The organism is Plesiomonas sp., from assembly GCF_051652165.1.
In the GTDB taxonomy this organism is placed as follows: domain Bacteria; phylum Pseudomonadota; class Gammaproteobacteria; order Enterobacterales; family CAMTGL01; genus Plesiomonas.
The window spans coordinates 83192-99370 of record NZ_JBOFTR010000002.1 but is presented as its reverse complement, the minus strand read 5'-3'; the positions used below and the strand labels follow the sequence as shown (position 1 = coordinate 99370).

16 protein-coding genes are annotated in these 16179 nt (G+C 46.3%); 7 read left to right on the top strand and 9 right to left on the bottom strand.

Going from position 1 to position 16179, the window contains the following annotated elements; translation table 11 throughout:
• Window positions 1–318: 318 nt before the first annotated feature.
• Window positions 319–420: an IlvGEDA operon leader peptide gene (locus ACRC53_RS00810; protein WP_438622718.1), complete on the bottom strand. Its 102-nt coding sequence runs from the start codon at window positions 418–420 to the stop codon at window positions 319–321.
• A 357-nt stretch (window positions 421–777) separates the two neighbouring features.
• On the opposite strand from ACRC53_RS00810, the gene ACRC53_RS00805 reads away from it, so the two are divergent.
• Window positions 778–2313 (top strand): YifB family Mg chelatase-like AAA ATPase, encoded by a 1536-nt coding sequence (locus ACRC53_RS00805; RefSeq protein WP_438641687.1) that lies wholly within the window; start codon window positions 778–780, stop codon window positions 2311–2313.
• Window positions 2314–2442: 129 nt separating this feature from the next.
• Here the strand turns inward: ACRC53_RS00805 and ACRC53_RS00800 are convergent, their stop codons facing one another.
• Complete coding sequence (locus tag ACRC53_RS00800; RefSeq protein WP_438641686.1) at window positions 2443–2781, bottom strand: DUF413 domain-containing protein; 339 nt, start codon at window positions 2779–2781, stop codon at window positions 2443–2445.
• A 123-nt stretch (window positions 2782–2904) separates the two neighbouring features.
• Between ACRC53_RS00800 and hdfR the strand changes: the two genes are divergently transcribed.
• A complete protein-coding gene (hdfR, locus tag ACRC53_RS00795) occupies window positions 2905–3741 on the top strand; it encodes an HTH-type transcriptional regulator HdfR (protein ID WP_438641685.1) in 837 nt (278 codons plus the stop codon).
• Between the two features lie 121 nt (window positions 3742–3862).
• On the opposite strand, the gene dsbA (ACRC53_RS00790) is transcribed toward hdfR, so the two are convergent.
• The 5 genes from dsbA (ACRC53_RS00790) to ACRC53_RS00770 form a co-directional block, all read right to left on the bottom strand.
• Complete coding sequence (dsbA, locus tag ACRC53_RS00790; RefSeq protein WP_438641684.1) at window positions 3863–4501, bottom strand: thiol:disulfide interchange protein DsbA; 639 nt, start codon at window positions 4499–4501, stop codon at window positions 3863–3865.
• A gap of 299 nt (window positions 4502–4800) precedes the next feature.
• On the bottom strand, window positions 4801–5424 hold the full coding sequence (dsbA, locus tag ACRC53_RS00785) for a thiol:disulfide interchange protein DsbA (RefSeq protein ID WP_438641683.1): 624 nt from the start codon (window positions 5422–5424) through the stop codon (window positions 4801–4803).
• A gap of 90 nt (window positions 5425–5514) precedes the next feature.
• Window positions 5515–6510: a serine/threonine protein kinase gene (locus ACRC53_RS00780; RefSeq protein WP_438641682.1), complete on the bottom strand. Its 996-nt coding sequence runs from the start codon at window positions 6508–6510 to the stop codon at window positions 5515–5517.
• A 119-nt stretch (window positions 6511–6629) separates the two neighbouring features.
• Window positions 6630–8063: a cytochrome c oxidase accessory protein CcoG gene (gene ccoG / locus ACRC53_RS00775; protein WP_438641681.1), complete on the bottom strand. Its 1434-nt coding sequence runs from the start codon at window positions 8061–8063 to the stop codon at window positions 6630–6632.
• Window positions 8064–8343: 280 nt separating this feature from the next.
• Window positions 8344–8613 (bottom strand): YihD family protein, encoded by a 270-nt coding sequence (locus tag ACRC53_RS00770; protein WP_438641680.1) that lies wholly within the window; start codon window positions 8611–8613, stop codon window positions 8344–8346.
• A gap of 269 nt (window positions 8614–8882) precedes the next feature.
• Between ACRC53_RS00770 and mobA the strand changes: the two genes are divergently transcribed.
• The 5 genes from mobA (at window position 8883) to ACRC53_RS00745 (ending at window position 13891) form a co-directional block, all read left to right on the top strand.
• Window positions 8883–9473 (top strand): molybdenum cofactor guanylyltransferase MobA, encoded by a 591-nt coding sequence (mobA, locus tag ACRC53_RS00765; protein WP_438641679.1) that lies wholly within the window; start codon window positions 8883–8885, stop codon window positions 9471–9473.
• Window positions 9470–9997, top strand: a complete 528-nt coding sequence (gene mobB, locus ACRC53_RS00760) for a molybdopterin-guanine dinucleotide biosynthesis protein MobB (RefSeq protein WP_438641678.1) — start codon at window positions 9470–9472, stop codon at window positions 9995–9997. Before mobA ends, mobB begins: the two co-directional genes overlap by 4 nt.
• 167 nt (window positions 9998–10164) lie before the next feature.
• Window positions 10165–10854, top strand: a complete 690-nt coding sequence (locus tag ACRC53_RS00755; protein WP_438641677.1) for a FadR/GntR family transcriptional regulator — start codon at window positions 10165–10167, stop codon at window positions 10852–10854.
• 171 nt (window positions 10855–11025) lie between these two features.
• Window positions 11026–12378 carry a molecular chaperone gene (gene yegD, locus ACRC53_RS00750; protein WP_438641676.1) on the top strand — a complete coding sequence of 451 codons (1353 nt, stop codon included), beginning with the start codon at window positions 11026–11028 and terminating at the stop codon, window positions 12376–12378.
• Between the two features lie 112 nt (window positions 12379–12490).
• Window positions 12491–13891, top strand: a complete 1401-nt coding sequence (locus tag ACRC53_RS00745) for a DHA2 family efflux MFS transporter permease subunit (RefSeq protein ID WP_438641675.1) — start codon at window positions 12491–12493, stop codon at window positions 13889–13891.
• 217 nt (window positions 13892–14108) lie between these two features.
• On the opposite strand, the gene bcsG is transcribed toward ACRC53_RS00745, so the two are convergent.
• The gene (gene bcsG / locus ACRC53_RS00740; RefSeq protein ID WP_438641674.1) at window positions 14109–15824 is read right to left on the bottom strand and encodes a cellulose biosynthesis protein BcsG; all 1716 of its coding nucleotides are present in this window, start codon (window positions 15822–15824) and stop codon (window positions 14109–14111) included.
• Between the two features lie 111 nt (window positions 15825–15935).
• A complete protein-coding gene (locus ACRC53_RS00735) occupies window positions 15936–16178 on the bottom strand; it encodes a hypothetical protein (RefSeq protein ID WP_438641673.1) in 243 nt (80 codons plus the stop codon).
• Between the last annotated feature and the right edge of the window lies 1 nt (window position 16179).

Below are 16179 nucleotides of genomic sequence, written 5' to 3'. Positions count from 1 at the left end.
GCATGCGAGTGTGTGTCTGTCATACCGTTACCCCGCCTGTCTACAAAAAGCCCGAAATGAACCGGGCGGATAACGATCTGATCGGGCGGTTGCCATCTGATCGGGTTGTGGTTGATTCATTTGCTGCACTCCTGTTGCTACACCGGTGATACCGTAGGGGCTATCGTTGTTCCTGCGATGGTTGATCCTGCGATTTCAGCGAAAAGCCTGCACCACAACATCCGGCTTACATCCCTTGATAAGGTTACTTTTTGTGTGAGTGTCGATAAAAAAGCCCCCGAACCTTTCGGTGCGGGGGCTTTTTCGTTTCCGGCTTCTCTATCTGTTCAGCCTTCGTTTTCCAAATACGACCCCGCATGGTGTGTGAATAATCACCACCACGAGTAGAAGAATGAGGGTCAGAACTTGGCCGAATAGCATCATGTTATTAATTCTTTTTGTTTTGTTGTTTTTGTTATCTTATGCCCGAAACGCATACAGTCAGAAGCACCATGCCATAGGGCTAATACCTTGCTTAGGCTTGGCATAGTAAAAGAGTTACCATAGCTGTTTACTTTTTGACAACGTTTTTTTGCGAAAATCTTCCCGCTTTTGGATTCATCCCGAATAACAAACTGATTTTAAAAGGTAAAACTAAAGCCGGTTTTATTTATCTCTTTTTGTACTGCACTTTTTTACAAGACAGTTTTTTACCGAACTGTTAGCCACAAGAATAGGCGGTGTGTTTATTCAATGTGAGCAGTACAACATTTTTCTCTTTAATGTCGGAAACCTGCTATGTCATTGGCCATTATTCACAGCCGCGCCAGTATTGGCGTACAAGCCCCTGCCGTTACGATTGAGGTACACCTCAGTCAGGGTTTGCCGGGGTTAACATTAGTCGGATTAGCCGAAACCTCCGTCAAAGAAGCACGAGATCGGGTACGCAGCGCATTGCTCAACAGTGGGTTTGAATTTCCAGCGCGGCGGATAACCGTTAACCTTGCACCAGCCGATCTTCCCAAAGAGGGTGGCCGTTTTGATTTGCCAATAGCACTGGGCATTTTGGCCGCTTCAGGGCAAATCGCCGCCGATAAGCTGCCAATGCACGAATTTATCGGGGAGTTGGCACTGTCGGGTGAGCTTCGTGCAGTCACCGGCGTGATCCCCGCCGCGCTCTCGGCACATCAGGTACAGCGGCGGCTGATCCTTGCCACCACCAACGCTGAACAAGCCCAGCTGGTGGCGCATGCCAATCCGCTCTCTGCCCATTCACTACAGGCGGTGTGTGACTATCTCAACGGTAAGGCCACGCTTGATATGCCGCAACAACAACATTCAGAGGCGGCAGCAAACAGCTATCAGAACGGATCAGGGCTAGATTTGCAGGATATTATCGGTCAGCAGCAGGCCAAGCGCGCACTGGAGATTGCCGCCAGTGGGCAGCATCACCTGCTGTTACTTGGCCCGCCGGGAACCGGAAAAACCATGCTGGCCAGCCGCCTGCGTGATCTGCTGCCGGTGATGAGTGATCAAGAGGCATTGGAAACCGCTGCTATTGGCAGTTTAGTGCATCAGGATATTCATCGTGGAAACTGGAAACAGCGGCCATTTCGCACGCCGCATCACAGTGCCTCAACCGCAGCACTGGTGGGCGGTGGCAGCATGCCGCGCCCCGGTGAGATATCGCTTTCCCATAACGGGATCTTGTTTTTAGATGAGTTGCCAGAGTTTGAACGTAAAGTGCTTGATGCGCTGCGCGAGCCGCTTGAGTCGGGTGAAATTGTTATCTCGCGTGCACAGGCAAAAGTCTGTTTTCCGGCTCGTTTTCAGCTAATTGCTGCGATGAACCCCAGCCCAACCGGACACTATCAGGGGGTACACAACCGCAGTAATCCACAGCAGGTGTTGCGCTATTTAAGCCGTTTATCCGGCCCATTTTTAGACCGTTTTGATCTCTCCATTGAAGTCCCTTTGCTGCCGCAAGGCAGCCTGACACAAAACCCACAACGTGGTGACAGCAGCCAACAAGTTCGTGAACGGGTATTACAAGCACAGCAGCGGCAAAAACAGCGGCGCGGCAAGCTCAATGCGATGCTCAGTAGCCGTGAAGTGGAGCATGATTGCCACCTAAGCGATGCTGACAGTGATTTTCTTGAGCAAACGCTCAATCGTCTTGGTTTATCAGTGCGGGCCTATCACCGAATTTTAAAAGTTGCCCGCACGATTGCTGATTTAGCCGCCGAAGATCAGATTCAACGCATACACTTAGCAGAAGCACTCGGATACCGTGCGATGGATAGATTGCTACAACGCCTAACCCAGCAAACCTAATGGTGTAATAGTGTGTAGAAGAGAAAGCACGTAAAAACATCGTGCCGAGAAGATGATGTTGGAAAACCGGGTTATCCTACCTTAAAAAAAACAGGAGCCAGCGGCTCCTGTTGTCTGACTCATCTTGTTTTACTCATCATTATCAGTGTAGTCTTCTACTGCATCTGCCTGTGGTTTCCCGCCAGATAAGGTGTGAAAACGTTTTGGCCGACGCGTACGATCGCGATATTTAATCCACACTTTTTCATTATCCGTTATTGGCTGACGCTCATTTTGACATGCCGCCACAAAGAGCTGCTCCTCTTCAGTGACAGCCTGCCGCTTGCCTGAGTCTAGCTCATCAAACGCACAGCCAAAATGCTCAAGAAGTTGCGCCTCTTTGATGGTGAAATCGCCGTGACGGGCGAAACCACGCGGATAATGCTTGTTATCGAAGAAACGACGTGTTGTGACAAAGCTTTCCGCCATATTGAGACAAGCTCCTAAACTATCATGGTCAAAGGGTCTATGGCGCGGAGTATTATTGAGCCTTGACGCTGATGTAAAACAAATTATTTTAATCGTTATGATAAGTTTTTTTGGAGATATGCAGTGGATACCGAATTACTGAAAACCTTTATCGTGGTCAGTAAAACCCGCCACTTCGGTAAGGCCGCAGAATCTCTGTTTCTGACCCAGTCGGCGGTCAGTTTCCGTATTCGCCAGCTAGAAACTCAACTCAATGCCACACTGTTTAATCGGCATCGTAATAATATCCAGCTCACCCCTGCCGGTGAGCGATTAGTACCGTATGCACGCAACTTGTTGCAAACTTGGCAACAAGCGCAGCAAGATGTCAGCCAATCGCCTCAAATCGCACCATTACGGATTGTGGCATCACCCTGTTTGTGGGAGTCGGTACTCGGTGGTTTTCTACAGCATGTTACCTTGCAATATCCGGCACTACCTCTGCAAACCGAGTACAGCCCGCCACGCACGTTATTGCGCCCGTTGTTTGAGCAGAATATTGATTTAGCCTTTAGTTTTGATCACGTGCACAACCGTGACCTTATCGCACAGCCTTGTGCAGAGATCTCGTTACAATTGTTTGCTGATAGTTCGCTACACACCTCAAAAAACCGAGCTGAACACTATAGCTTAATTGAGTGGGGTAGCCATTTTATGCAACAGCAGAGTGCATGGTTTACCGCAGAGCCCCCCCCCCGATTGCATAGCCACTCAATGCAGCAGGTTTTACAGCAGCTATATCAACATAAGGGGTGTGCTTTTTTGCCAATCAGTATGCAGGCAGAGCTTAGTTTGCATGGGTTAACCGTGGTTAATGAAATTCCACCTCTGACTTTTACCTTGTATGCTATCTGGCCAGAGAACAGCTTGCACGATGCATTAATTCGTCAAGTGTTGTTATCGTTTTCAGACTGTCAGTGATAGCAATGGATTGTGATAGGCCAGCAAGAAGAGGCTGTATGTAACAATAGGCTAAAAATGGTCGAGCACTGCGCAACGAAAAAACAGACAAGCCGATGATACCGGCTTGCCTGTGGTATACTTAACGCTGTTGAAGAAGGAATTTCACTAAGCCATTGTACTGTTGGGTAAATTCTGCAGTATCTTTCGCTTCAATTCCCCCCATATTAATCTGATATTTACCGTTAATAACCACGGCCGGTACACCACGGATCTCATAGGTTTTCGCTGCTTGCTCTTGTTTAGCGACCAACGAGTTCACCATAAAGCTATTCAGTGCAGCATCATACTCTGTGCCTTTGACACCAATACTCTCAAATGCAGCACGAATATCCTGAGCATTTTTGATGCTTTGGGTTTTCTGAATCCCCTCAAACAGCACTGGCTGAATTTTTGCTTCAACCCCCATCACCATCGCCACAGCCCAAGCACGGGTTAGATCTTTACCGAGTGGGCCTAAGAAATCGACGTGATATTGCAAAAACTCCCCCCCTTCCGGTACTGCTTTTTTAATTTGTTCAGGGAAATGGTATGAAAACTCAAAATCATAGCAATGTGGGCAATAAAACGAAAAAAACTCAATCGCTTGCGGTTCAGTTGTCACCGGTTTATCAAAGGTTGTGTACTGCTTACCATCGGTAAAAGTAGCGGCTGCTGCTGAAGCTGCAAAAAGAGGCGTACTTAACAGTAAACCGATGAGCAAAGTGCCTATTTTTTTCATGTATAACCTCGATTTCATTATTGAAATAATCATTCTTAGCGTGTGTTAACCGCTACTTTAAGGCAAGCATGACTGATCCAGCAATAGCACCAATGATAAAGTTTTGTAAAGCATAGGTAACAGAAAATAGAGGGATTCCCTGCATCAAAAGAGGGCATAAATCAGAAATTCAGCAGAAGGCAGATTTGTAAAAGAGAGATTATGTCTGTAATACCGCTTATAGCCTGCAACTATGCAGGCTATAAGCATGAATAGGCGGTTATCACAATATTACCAATGGTGATAGCGCCACTAAAATCTTATTTTTGCGTCAGCAAAAACTTCACAATATCACCAAACTGTTTGGTGAAATCTTCATTACTTTTCGCATCAATTCCACGGGCATCAACACGGAATTTGCCATTAATGTAGAAAGCCGGTACGCCTTCAACTTGAAAATCTTGTGCTGCTTTACTCTGCTGCGCCACAAACGAGCTAACCATAAAGCTATTGAGTGCAGCGTCATACTCCTCACCACTGACCCCCACTTTTTCAAACGCAGCACGAATATCAGCCGGTGTCTTAATACTGCGTGATTTTTGAATACCCTCAAACAGCACAGGAGCTACTTTTTCTTGGACATCAAGCACATTCGCAACAGCCCATGCACGGCTTAAATCTTTTGCCAGTGGCCCCATAAAATCCACATGGTACTGTTTGAAACTGCCGCCGCTTGGCACTTCACTACGCACGGTTTGCGGAATGTGATAGGTACTTTCAAAGGCAAAACAGGCTGGACAGTAAAAGGAGAAAAACTCAACGGCTTCGGGTTGTACTGAAGCTGGACGATCAAGCGCCGTGTACTCTTTTCCCTCTTTAAACTGTGCCGCAGAGACATTTGCAGCCAGCACCAGCGAGGCCAACGTAAGCCAAATTTTTTTCATGTAGAATCATCCTTTTAATTCTTAAAGTAACAATCAGTTATTTTTATCAACAGCGACATTATAGGGATAACGCCCCCACTACCGCTACTCTCAATACATTGGCATCAATTGCAGTGGAGGCTCGCGCAGTGCAGCAATTTGCTCTTTACAAGCCAAAATTTGCTGCTCCCAGTAGCGCGGTTCGGCAAACCACGGAAAACTGCGTGGAAATGCAGGGTCTTCCCAGCGGCGTGCCAACCACGCCATGTAATGCACCATTCTCAGACCACGTAAAGGCTCGATCAGTTGCACTTCACGGGCAGTAAAATCACTAAATTCACTATAGCTTTCAATCAGCAGATCTAACTGCATCAACCGCTCATTACGATCACCATTGAGCAGCATCCATAAATCCTGCATTGCAGGACCGTTACGGGCATCATCTAAATCAACAAACAGTGGGCCATCGCGCCATAAAATATTACCCGGATGGCAATCACCGTGCAGACGTAGCGGCTGCCAATCGGCATACCAACGTTGCTCTATTTCGCTGATCAGTAAATTAAGGTCAGAAAAAAATACCTTGCGCAGGCCATCAGGAATAAATGCTGACTGCTGCAAAAAATCGCGCGGTTGATACAGATACTCATCCAGACCTATTGTTGGGCGATCAGCAAAACGCTGCTTGCGCCCTTGTTGGTGTAAACGCCCCATAAAGCGCCCCACCCACTCAAGTTGTTCAAGGTTATCCACTTCATATTGACGGCCACCCACACTTGGGAATACGGCAAACAAAAAACCTTGATATTGATGAAGTGTCTGACCATGCAGTACCAATGCTGCAACAACGGGAATTTCTGCATCAGCCAGCTCTTGTGCGAACTGGTGCTCTTCGAGGATTTGTGCCTCACTCCAGCGCCCTGGACGGTAAAATTTCACCACATAACGGCGACGATCTTCATCTAAAAATTGATATACCCGATTTTCATAGCTATTAAGAGCCAGCAGACCAGAGTCTACTCGCAAACCAACAGCTTCAAGCGCATCCATAATAAGATCAGGCGAGAGAGTCTGGAAAGCAAAGGCACTGCCCGTATGATGGGTCATAATGATCAACTCTGATGAAGGTTTATGCATGCAGCATAGCAGAGTTGAGCCTGACAAAAAACGCCGCACAGAACCACGCTCCTGTGCGGTGTTTATCTAGAGTACATTATTAATTGACGTTAACGTTCGGTAAAAAAGCGGCTTTCTGCACGCGCTTTTACTGTGTTATTGTCACTTACAAGGCTTACGGTAAATTCAATATCTGTCACCGTTTTGCTCAGGCTTTCAGGTGTAACGGCTACGCTAATGGGTTGGGTATAAATCTCCCCTGCCGCAACCGCAATAGTCTGTGGACCATACCACTGTATGCCTGCCGGTAAACCCACCACATTTAAGCGATACTGTGCGCTCTGCTGAGTTTTATTTTGCACTTTGAGAATAAAGGTATTCTCTACATCACCATCATTATTAATGCGATAAAGCTGATTACGATCACGCAGCACATCGAGGCTCACACTGCTTAAACTGAGCAAATTAAGGGTGAACAACCCGATCATCACCAGTAATACCAAGCCGTAACCAAGCAATTTTGGCCGTAATACACGTGATGGAGAGTGTACTATTGGCTGATTTCCAACCAATTTTTCAGCCAGTGTGTGTTCGGTGGTATAGCTGATTAACCCAGGGGCATAACCCATTTTTTGCATGGTATTATCACAAGCATCAACACAAGCACCGCAGTTAATACACTCATATTGCAACCCATGACGAATATCAATACCTGTCGGGCACACCTGAACGCAAAGTTTGCAATCAATACAATCACCTAAACCCAGTGTTTTGGGGTCCGCTTTGCGGCTACGTGGCCCACGCGTTTCACCGCGGGCGGCATCGTAACCCACAATATAGGTATCACGATCAAACATCGCCGACTGAAAACGGGCATACGGGCAGATATGGGTACACATAATCGCCCGCATCCAACCGGCATTGCCATAGGTGCAGAGCATAAAAAACAGTACCCAAAACAGCACCCAACCGTTACTTGCCCCGCTAAAAAACTCACGAAATAGTTGCTGTGCAGGAACAAAATAGCTGACAAACGCCAGCGCAGTGAGCAATGAAAACCCCAGCCAGCACAGGTGCTTGGCCATTTTCCTTAGCAGTTTATCGCGATCCCATTCCCGCTGATCCCGTTTACGCCGCTGATTGGCACTGCCTTCAAAACGCTCCTCAAACCAGATAAAAATAAAGGTCCAGACCGTCTGCGGGCAGAGAAAACCACACCACACCCGCCCCAAAAACGTTGTGATAAAAAACAGCGCAAATGCTGCAATAATCAGCAGCCACGCCAATAGCGTTAAATCTTGTGGGAATAAACTGGTCGCAAAAAAGGTAAATCGCAGTTGAGTTAAATCAAAAAGTATTGCTTGTTGCCCGTGAAAGCGTAGCCATGGCAGGCCAAAAAACAGCAACATCAGTATCCAGCCCAGATTACGGCGTAAACGCTGATATACACCCCGCATTGCACGGACATACACCCGCTGGGTTGGGTCAAACGGTTCGGGTTTCGTTGACCTATTTTTTACAGGGATATCAGGTGTTGGCTGCATCAAAAGCACTCTCTGCTCAGACAGACATGTTTAGCTCATATACATAATTATACGGCGTGCCAACCGAAAACAAAGACACATTTTGATTACTTTTTAGCAGCATGTGCGCGACATCGATAATCACAACAAAACAGAAAAACAAACTACCGCTGGCGATCCTCTTCCAGCGGTATAACACACACGTTTGCTAACACTGTACTTTTTGTAAGCCCTGCGTGTCTAAAAACAGCACAATTTATCTTTTAGGATCGTTTTTTACACAAACATACCGCTACATGCATTAATCTTTAATGATACCGCGCGCGCGTAACAGTGCAGTTTTGAAATCATCCTCATAATCTTTTGCTAACCCAGGGATTGGCGCTGTTTTTTCTGACTCACGCATTTTAAGATGATAAATCAAGATATCATCGGTCAGATCGCTCAACGCCCCCTGAAACCCAGCCTCTTGTGCCAGTTTTTGCAAAAACGCGATCAGATTCAGATCAGGGTCTTTCTGCCATGCAGGATGCAGTAACTCAATTAACTCATTCACGCGATGACACTTCATTCTCACACTCCTCACACTGTATTAAAGGATCCCCATATTCACTATTTAAGTGGCACATCAAGCTGTACATCCACCACGAACATGGTTAGCCGCCAAAGGCAGCAAGATTTAATGGCGCTGCGTATCAGTATGTAATATTTCCCTTTCATAGAGCAACATGCTCGAAGTTAGTGCTACGCAATGGCTTTATTACCGCTATTTTGTATGAAAACATTTCAATTATACTGGTTATGCGTAGAATAAGTGCGGTAAACATAGAGGAGTGCGCAGTGAAAGAGCCGATTACCGGTGTCATTTTAGCCGGTGGAAAAGCAAGGCGTATGGGAGGAATAGACAAAGGATTGATCGTTGTTGCAGACAAGATGTTGTATCAGCATGTCGCACAACGTTTAGCGCCACAAGTCAGCCAATTGCTGATCAATGCTAATCGACATATTACTGAATATCGCCGCAGCGGTTATCCAGTTTATGCTGACTCTCTGGCTGGATATCCTGGCCCGTTAGCAGGCATGCTCACTGCATTGCAGCACGCACACACAGATTGGATCTTATGTGTGCCTTGCGATAGTCCTCTACTTCCCCCTGATCTTGCTGCACGCTTATTACACGCAGTAGGCACTGCTGATTGTGCAATAGTCACCGATGGCGAGCAGGTACACCCTGTTTTTGCGCTGCTACATCGCAGACTCATTCCCGCATTACAGCACTTTTTGCAGAGAGATGAACGCAAACTTATGCTATTTTTTGCTCTGCAACACTGTGTAACGGTTGATTTCTCTGATCAAGCGATGGCTTTTTGTAATGTAAACACGCCTGATAATTGTATGATGATAGAGCCCCTGTTACGGAGTGATACATGACACTGCCAATACTGGGCATTGTTGGCTACAGCGGTAGTGGCAAAACCACATTGCTAAAAAGGGTACTACCTCTGCTACGCCAACGGGGAATTAAACCCGCACTGATTAAGCATACACACCATGATGTTGATGTTGATACACCAGGCAAAGACAGCTTTGAGCTACGCAAAGCGGGTGCAGACCAAACCATTGTAGTGTGTGACCAACGCTGGGCACTGATGACTGAAACACCACAACATCCCGTATTACTGGCTGCGCTATGTGCTCAACTGGATGCATCTTTGCTGGATTTGGTGCTAGTAGAGGGATTTAAACATGAGCCTATCCCTAAAATTATGCTCTATCGTGAAACGGTAAACAAACCACTGGCCAGTTTACTGATACCGACCGATTCACAACTGATTGCATTGGGTACGGATAACCCAACTGCACTGCCTTGTGCTCTTTCAGTTCCGGTTCTGGATATCAATCAACCCGCACAATTTGCCGATTTCATTCAAACTTGGCTGAAATTACCTGCTTAATCTGAGCGGTTAAGCCCGTTTCACTGTGTGTTGGTAAACGGCAAAAACGTAAACTGCAAAAAAGTGTGCCACATCATGGGTCGATACGCGCATTGCAACACAACAGCAAAACCTATAACAACATAATAATTGCACCATGACACCACCGTATTCGGTTGGGAGGACACATGAATCACCACCACCATCAAAAAGCAGCCCAGCGTAATCTGTCGTATCAATTAGCTGAAAGTATTGGTCGCCAGATGTTAAACAGCCAAATCGAGCCGGGCTCAATTCTACCCGGTGAAATGGAGCTAGGCGAAATGTACGGCGTTAGCCGCACTGCCGTACGAGAAGCAGTAAAAATGCTTGCTGCCAAAGGGATGTTATTGCCACGTCCACGTATTGGTACTCGTGTGATGCCACGCCGAAATTGGAATTTTCTTGATCAAGACTTACTCACTTGGTGGGCAGAGCAAGATGACAAACAAAAACTGGTTGCAGAATTTCATGTCATGCGTGAAATGCTTGAACCTAAAGCAGCATCTATGGCAGCACTGCATGCATCCTCTGAAGATCGGCATCAGCTCTCTTTACTGATGGGTGAGATGCGTGCCCTAGACGAACAGTTTGATAAAGAGCGATGGATTGAAGTTGACACTCAGTTTCATCAAATGATCTATTTCTCAAGCGGTAATCCGTTCCTTACTCCATTTGGTAATCTGTTTAAAGCGGTATTTCAGGTCTATTTTCGTACCGTTACGCGTGACTCTGTTGTGCGCTTAGAGTGCCATCAAGCCATTATTGATGCGATTTTACGCTCAGATCCTGTTGCTGCTGCTGCCGCAGTAGAGGCGTTGATTAACGATCCCTATTAAGCTTTTTACTGCCCACTTTTATCCGCTGTGCGCGGATAAAAGTGGGGGTTAGGCTATCTGATAACCGATGAGATACCTTAACGCATTACCGTGTATTGATTGGCTTGGCGAAATGAATTTGCTGCGGTAAAGTCACCCACTTTTGCCACGTACTCACGGGGATTTTACAGAATGCATATTGGATTTGATTACGGCACGGCCAACTGCTCTGTCGGCCATATGGTAGACGGTCAGCCACAACTGCTCCCTCTAGAGCAACATTCGCCTTACCTTCCATCAATGATCTGTGCACCCACCCGCGAATCAGTCAGTGAGTACTTGCATAAATATTGGCAACGGCCAACACCCGATAAAGCCAGCCAACAACTGCTGCGTACAGCCATTAACACCAATCGCGATGAAGATATTCACGTTAGTGCCGACTGCCTGCGCTTTGGTTTGCACGCACTGCAACACTATATTCTTGAGCCTGATGATGTCTATTTTGTTAAATCACCTAAATCATTTCTTGGCGCAAACGGGTTAAAAAACCAACAGATTGCGCTATTTGAAGATCTGGTATGCAGCATGATGTATCACATCAAACAGCAAGCAGAGCAGCAGCTCAACCAAAGCATTCGTCAGACTGTGATTGGTCGTCCAATTAACTTTCAAGGTACAGGCGGTGAAGAGGCGAATCGGCAAGCACAGGGGATCTTACTGCGTGCGGCGCAGCGTGCCGGATTTCAAGATATTGAATTTCAATTTGAACCGGTTGCCGCAGGGCTAGATTTTGAAGCCACTTTGCAAAAAGAACAGGTGGTTTTAGTGGTCGATATTGGCGGTGGAACAACAGACTGCTCACTGCTACTTATGGGCCCACAATGGCATGCGCAAGCTGATCGTCAACATAGTTTGCTAGGGCACAGTGGATGCAGAGTTGGGGGTAATGATCTGGATATTGCACTGACCTTTCATCAACTGATGCCGTTACTGGGCATGGGCGGTTCGACTGAAAAAGGCACTGCGTTACCGACGCTACCATACTGGAATGCCATCGCCATTAATAATGTGCCTGCTCAAGCTGATTTTTACGGCAGCGCCAACAGTAAAGTGTTACAAGCTTTGTTGCGTGATGCCGCAGATCCCATCACTTTTTCTCGCCTCGTCAAAGTGTATCGCCAGCGGCTAGGTTATCGTTTAGTCCGTACAGCAGAGGAGAGTAAAATTGCGCTTTCCCAGCAAACCCAAACCACCGTTGATCTGGGCTTTATCAGCACAGAGTTACAGCATCAGATTACTGAAGCGGCACTGGCACAGGCTATCGAACAACCATTACAAAAAATTCAGGCACTGGTTTTCGAAGCCTTAGCGTCTAGCCATCGTCAACCAGATATTATTTATATCACCGGCGGCAGTGCTCGATCCCCCTTATTACGCCATGTATTGCAACAACAATTACCCGGCATTCCGCTAGTTGGTGGCAACGATTTTGGCTCAGTAACCGCAGGCCTCACCCGCTGGGCTGACATTTTGTTTCGTTAATTCCTCTTCACCTTAGCGGCAAAAGGCTGCCGAGAAGCCCTGTTTAAGGTAAAATCAGGGCTTCCGTTAGGTTTTAACCAGATAGATACCTGTAACAACTGAGGTTTACTGCATGACACCGCCACGAAGTATGGCTGGTCTGCCATGGATTGCCGCCATGGCACTTTTCATGCAGACATTAGATGCCACCATCTTAAATACCGCGCTGCCCGCGATGGCTGCTAGTCTGCAACGCTCACCGATTGCCATGCAATCGGCTATTATCAGTTATACCTTAACTGTCGCTCTACTGATCCCAATAAGTGGTTGGATGGCCGATCGTTTTGGGACAAAACGGGTCTTTCTGGCTGCTGTTTCGCTGTTTATTCTTGGCTCACTGAGCTGTGCCGTTTCTGTAAACTTGAGCATGCTCATTGGTTCACGCATCTTACAAGGTGTGGGTGGCGCAATGATGATGCCCGTTGCTCGATTAGCACTGATCCGAGCGTATCCACGCGAACAACTGCTGCCCGTACTTAATTTTGTCACTATGCCAGGGTTAGTCGGCCCGGTACTTGGCCCTCTGCTGGGTGGATGGCTTGTTACCTATACGTCATGGCATTGGATTTTTCTCATTAACCTGCCTATTGGTCTACTTGGCTTATGGTATGCAAAACGTTGCATGCCCGATATCCGCATGCCAACACACCCCTTAGATTGGCGTGGATTTCTTTTGTTTGGGTTAGGGCTTGTACTGGTCACACTGGGAATGGAACTGTTTGGTGAGCACTCACTTGAGCGCAGTATTGCGTATGCAACCCTTGGTGGCGGTATCTTACTGTTACTCAGTTATGGCTGGCATGCCACTCATCATCGTAATCCGTTAATTGATCTAAAATTGTTTCGTATTCGTACCTTTAGTATTGGCATTGCAGGCAATATGTTTTCACGCCTTGGCACGGGTGGGATCCCCTTTTTGTTGCCACTGATGTTACAAGTCGGTTTAGGCTACAGTGCTGAAGTGTCTGGCTGGATGATGGCTCCGATTGCTATTGCTGCCATTTTATCGAAGCCCTTTATTACCCAACTCTTACAGCGGCTCAGTTACCGTACTACGTTACTGCTCACAACACTGCTGATCGCTATCTGTATTGCAGGCATTGGGTTTTATCGCGCGTCATACCCTATTTGGGTTCTGATCCCCCTGTTATTACTGTTTGGTATGTTGATGTCGATACAGTTGACCTCAATGAACACTCTCGCACTGAGTGGGTTGTCAGAACATAATGCCAGCGGCGGTAATGCAGTATTAAGCGTGGCACAACAACTGGCGATAAGTTTTGGCATTGCAGGCAGTGCTTCCATTTTGAGCTTGTATAAAGATCATGGTTTTTTGCTGACTCAGGCCTTTCATCACACATTTTTAACCGTAGCGGGGATCACTTTATTATCCAGTGTGATCTTTATGCTGATGAAACCCCATGATGGGGCGAATATGCACGCCTCAAAAAGTAACCCTATCGTCGATGAATAACCGATAAAACGCGCAGTCTGTTACTGCTTAAAAGCGGTATAAATGTGCTGAGTTCAACATGCATTAAATGAAAAAATAAACCGCGGTGGCATACAATAACCATCGCGGTTTATAACCATTATTATGACTGTGACAACTACACGAGCAACCTATCTCTCATAATAGCTATTTCGTAATAGCTATCTTACAAATAGCGATAGGGTGGCTATCACTTAAGTTATGGTGCTGTAGGATACGGCAGCCAACTCTTCATATCTAAACTCAAGTACTCTTTGTTGTTATAACGCATCATGACACTGCCTTCATTAGCCGCAACCATTGGGGTTGTTTCTGGCAGTGCTTTGATCATCGCGGCTAAATCCACATTATTTTGTGAATAGGCTTCACTGCTGACCATATCGGCAACCAATTGCGAAATTGCCAAATAACTACTTGGCTTAGTAACATGCAGTGGATGTTCTGCTAAGACCGATTTAGCATTAATAAATTTTATCCCTACAGGTACATTTGCAATCGAAGGGCTTGGAATTTCACGCATACCTGAAATTTGCATCATATCCCCTTTTAGCGCCGCGCCATGCTCTGGCACGATAACGACCATGACAGGTCGGCCTGATTTCTCAAGCTGCTGCAAGAAGGTATTGAGATCATCAAACAGTGTTCGTAAGCTCTGTTTGTAATCTGCGCGGGCTGTTTTGCCTGTTTGTGCGTTGATGACTCGGTTACCATCGTGCAAGCTAATGGTATTGTAGTAGAGTGCTTCACGTGCAGAATTTGATTTAAGGCGATTTTTCCACCACGTATCTAGCACCGAAATATCACGGTAGATAGGTGAACCATCAAATGATGTCATTGCCGGTGTTAAACCAGTAAATGGCATTGGTGTAGTTTGTAAATTCCCCAGCGTACGGGCTTCTTGTGCAAAATCACCAAAATGGCCATCGTGGTTCATTGCCCATGACTCGTTAAAACCCACTTTTTTTAGGTTTTCAAATAGATAACAGCGCGAATCAGCCGGTTTAAATAGGCCTGCATTTGACTCTTGCCCACAGCTTGCGCGCAGTAATCGGATCATCGCTGGGCCACTGTAGGTTGATGCTGAGTTAAAAGCATCAAACACCACATCCAATGAGTTCCACAGTGGGTGATCACGTAATCCGACCATATCCATATCTGACCAACTTAATGAGCAGATATTGAGGATTAACACATCAAACGGGGCACTGTTCGCGGGGATCGGCGAGAAAGTCGTCGCCTGCTGGCTCTGTTGCTGATAAAAGGCAGCCAGTGCGTTGTTTAATACCTGATCATCAGGTGTCCCACTCGATTGGGCAGGTACATTATCTGCACCAACATCTGTATTACCACTATCTACTGTTGCTGACGAGCCTACTGTTGCTGACGAGCGCAACGCCGTTTGTGGGACGGTGCGATCATCGGCAACCGTTTCCACCGTATGACGAATAAATACAGGTAAGTAAGGGCTTACTGCAATATACAGTAAATAAGCAAAAATCAGGGCAGAAAAACGGACAAACTGGCTCAAAAATAGATAACTGAGCAAAAGTACTAAGCCAATGGCTAACCAGTTCCAATTAATAAACCGTCCTGCCAACTCAAACAGGTAATCGGAAGAAAATGACTCTACCGCCGATGATTGCGCGATTAAGCGGCTAAAAGGCGGTAACCATGAGTCATAATAATACAAGGCAATACCGGCCGGTATTGCCAATATGTGCCGCAATCGGTGTAGCCAAACAGGAGGCAATGGAAAGAGCAAAAACGCAGCAAGGGCGAGATTGTACAAAGGGTGAAAATTAATCAACCCAAATCCAAACAGTGCAAATTTGGTGATAAAGTAGAAATTCCACAGACCTAATCCACGCCAGTGGCGTAAAGCTGTTGGTAACGGTGATAGCGTTACGTCATTCATACTAATCCCTTATTGTGCATTCTATTGGTCATGATCGGTCTGTTACTCTGTGAGTTATCGCAGTATTGTTATGGTATGGGTGTAGAGTACGGTGCTGATTAGCAGTGATAATTACAGTGCCGTGTCTGGTTTTTCTGTTGTTTTGTTCTGTGTCTCTTTCTTTTGTGAAAATTCAGCCATATGTTCTATTTTACCCCGTGACGCAATCATAATACGTTTTTGGTAACGCGGGCGAATGAGCGTATGCCGTATGATCTTTTTACCCCATACAAAAAGTGGGCGAATATAAAATCCAATTAAACCGGCAATAATGGCGGTAAGTAGTACAACTTGTCCAAAAGATTGTAAATCCATA

What these genes read in the sequence shown, in the direction of transcription:
- dsbA (WP_438641683.1), bottom strand. Translation starts at nt 5,424, where the DNA reads ATGAAAAAAATTTGGCTTACGTTGGCCTCGCTGGTGCTGGCTGCAAAT.
- ACRC53_RS00810 (WP_438622718.1), bottom strand. Translation starts at nt 420, where the DNA reads ATGCTATTCGGCCAAGTTCTGACCCTCATTCTTCTACTCGTGGTGGTG.
- ACRC53_RS00745 (WP_438641675.1), top strand. Translation starts at nt 12,491, where the DNA reads ATGACACCGCCACGAAGTATGGCTGGTCTGCCATGGATTGCCGCCATG.
- ACRC53_RS00780 (WP_438641682.1), bottom strand. Translation starts at nt 6,510, where the DNA reads ATGACCCATCATACGGGCAGTGCCTTTGCTTTCCAGACTCTCTCGCCT.
- ACRC53_RS00770 (WP_438641680.1), bottom strand. Translation starts at nt 8,613, where the DNA reads ATGAAGTGTCATCGCGTGAATGAGTTAATTGAGTTACTGCATCCTGCA.
- bcsG (WP_438641674.1), bottom strand. Translation starts at nt 15,824, where the DNA reads ATGAATGACGTAACGCTATCACCGTTACCAACAGCTTTACGCCACTGG.
- dsbA (WP_438641684.1), bottom strand. Translation starts at nt 4,501, where the DNA reads ATGAAAAAAATAGGCACTTTGCTCATCGGTTTACTGTTAAGTACGCCT.
- ACRC53_RS00735 (WP_438641673.1), bottom strand. Translation starts at nt 16,178, where the DNA reads ATGGATTTACAATCTTTTGGACAAGTTGTACTACTTACCGCCATTATT.
- ACRC53_RS00800 (WP_438641686.1), bottom strand. Translation starts at nt 2,781, where the DNA reads ATGGCGGAAAGCTTTGTCACAACACGTCGTTTCTTCGATAACAAGCAT.
- ccoG (WP_438641681.1), bottom strand. Translation starts at nt 8,063, where the DNA reads ATGCAGCCAACACCTGATATCCCTGTAAAAAATAGGTCAACGAAACCC.
- mobB (WP_438641678.1), top strand. Translation starts at nt 9,470, where the DNA reads ATGACACTGCCAATACTGGGCATTGTTGGCTACAGCGGTAGTGGCAAA.
- ACRC53_RS00805 (WP_438641687.1), top strand. Translation starts at nt 778, where the DNA reads ATGTCATTGGCCATTATTCACAGCCGCGCCAGTATTGGCGTACAAGCC.
- yegD (WP_438641676.1), top strand. Translation starts at nt 11,026, where the DNA reads ATGCATATTGGATTTGATTACGGCACGGCCAACTGCTCTGTCGGCCAT.
- ACRC53_RS00755 (WP_438641677.1), top strand. Translation starts at nt 10,165, where the DNA reads ATGAATCACCACCACCATCAAAAAGCAGCCCAGCGTAATCTGTCGTAT.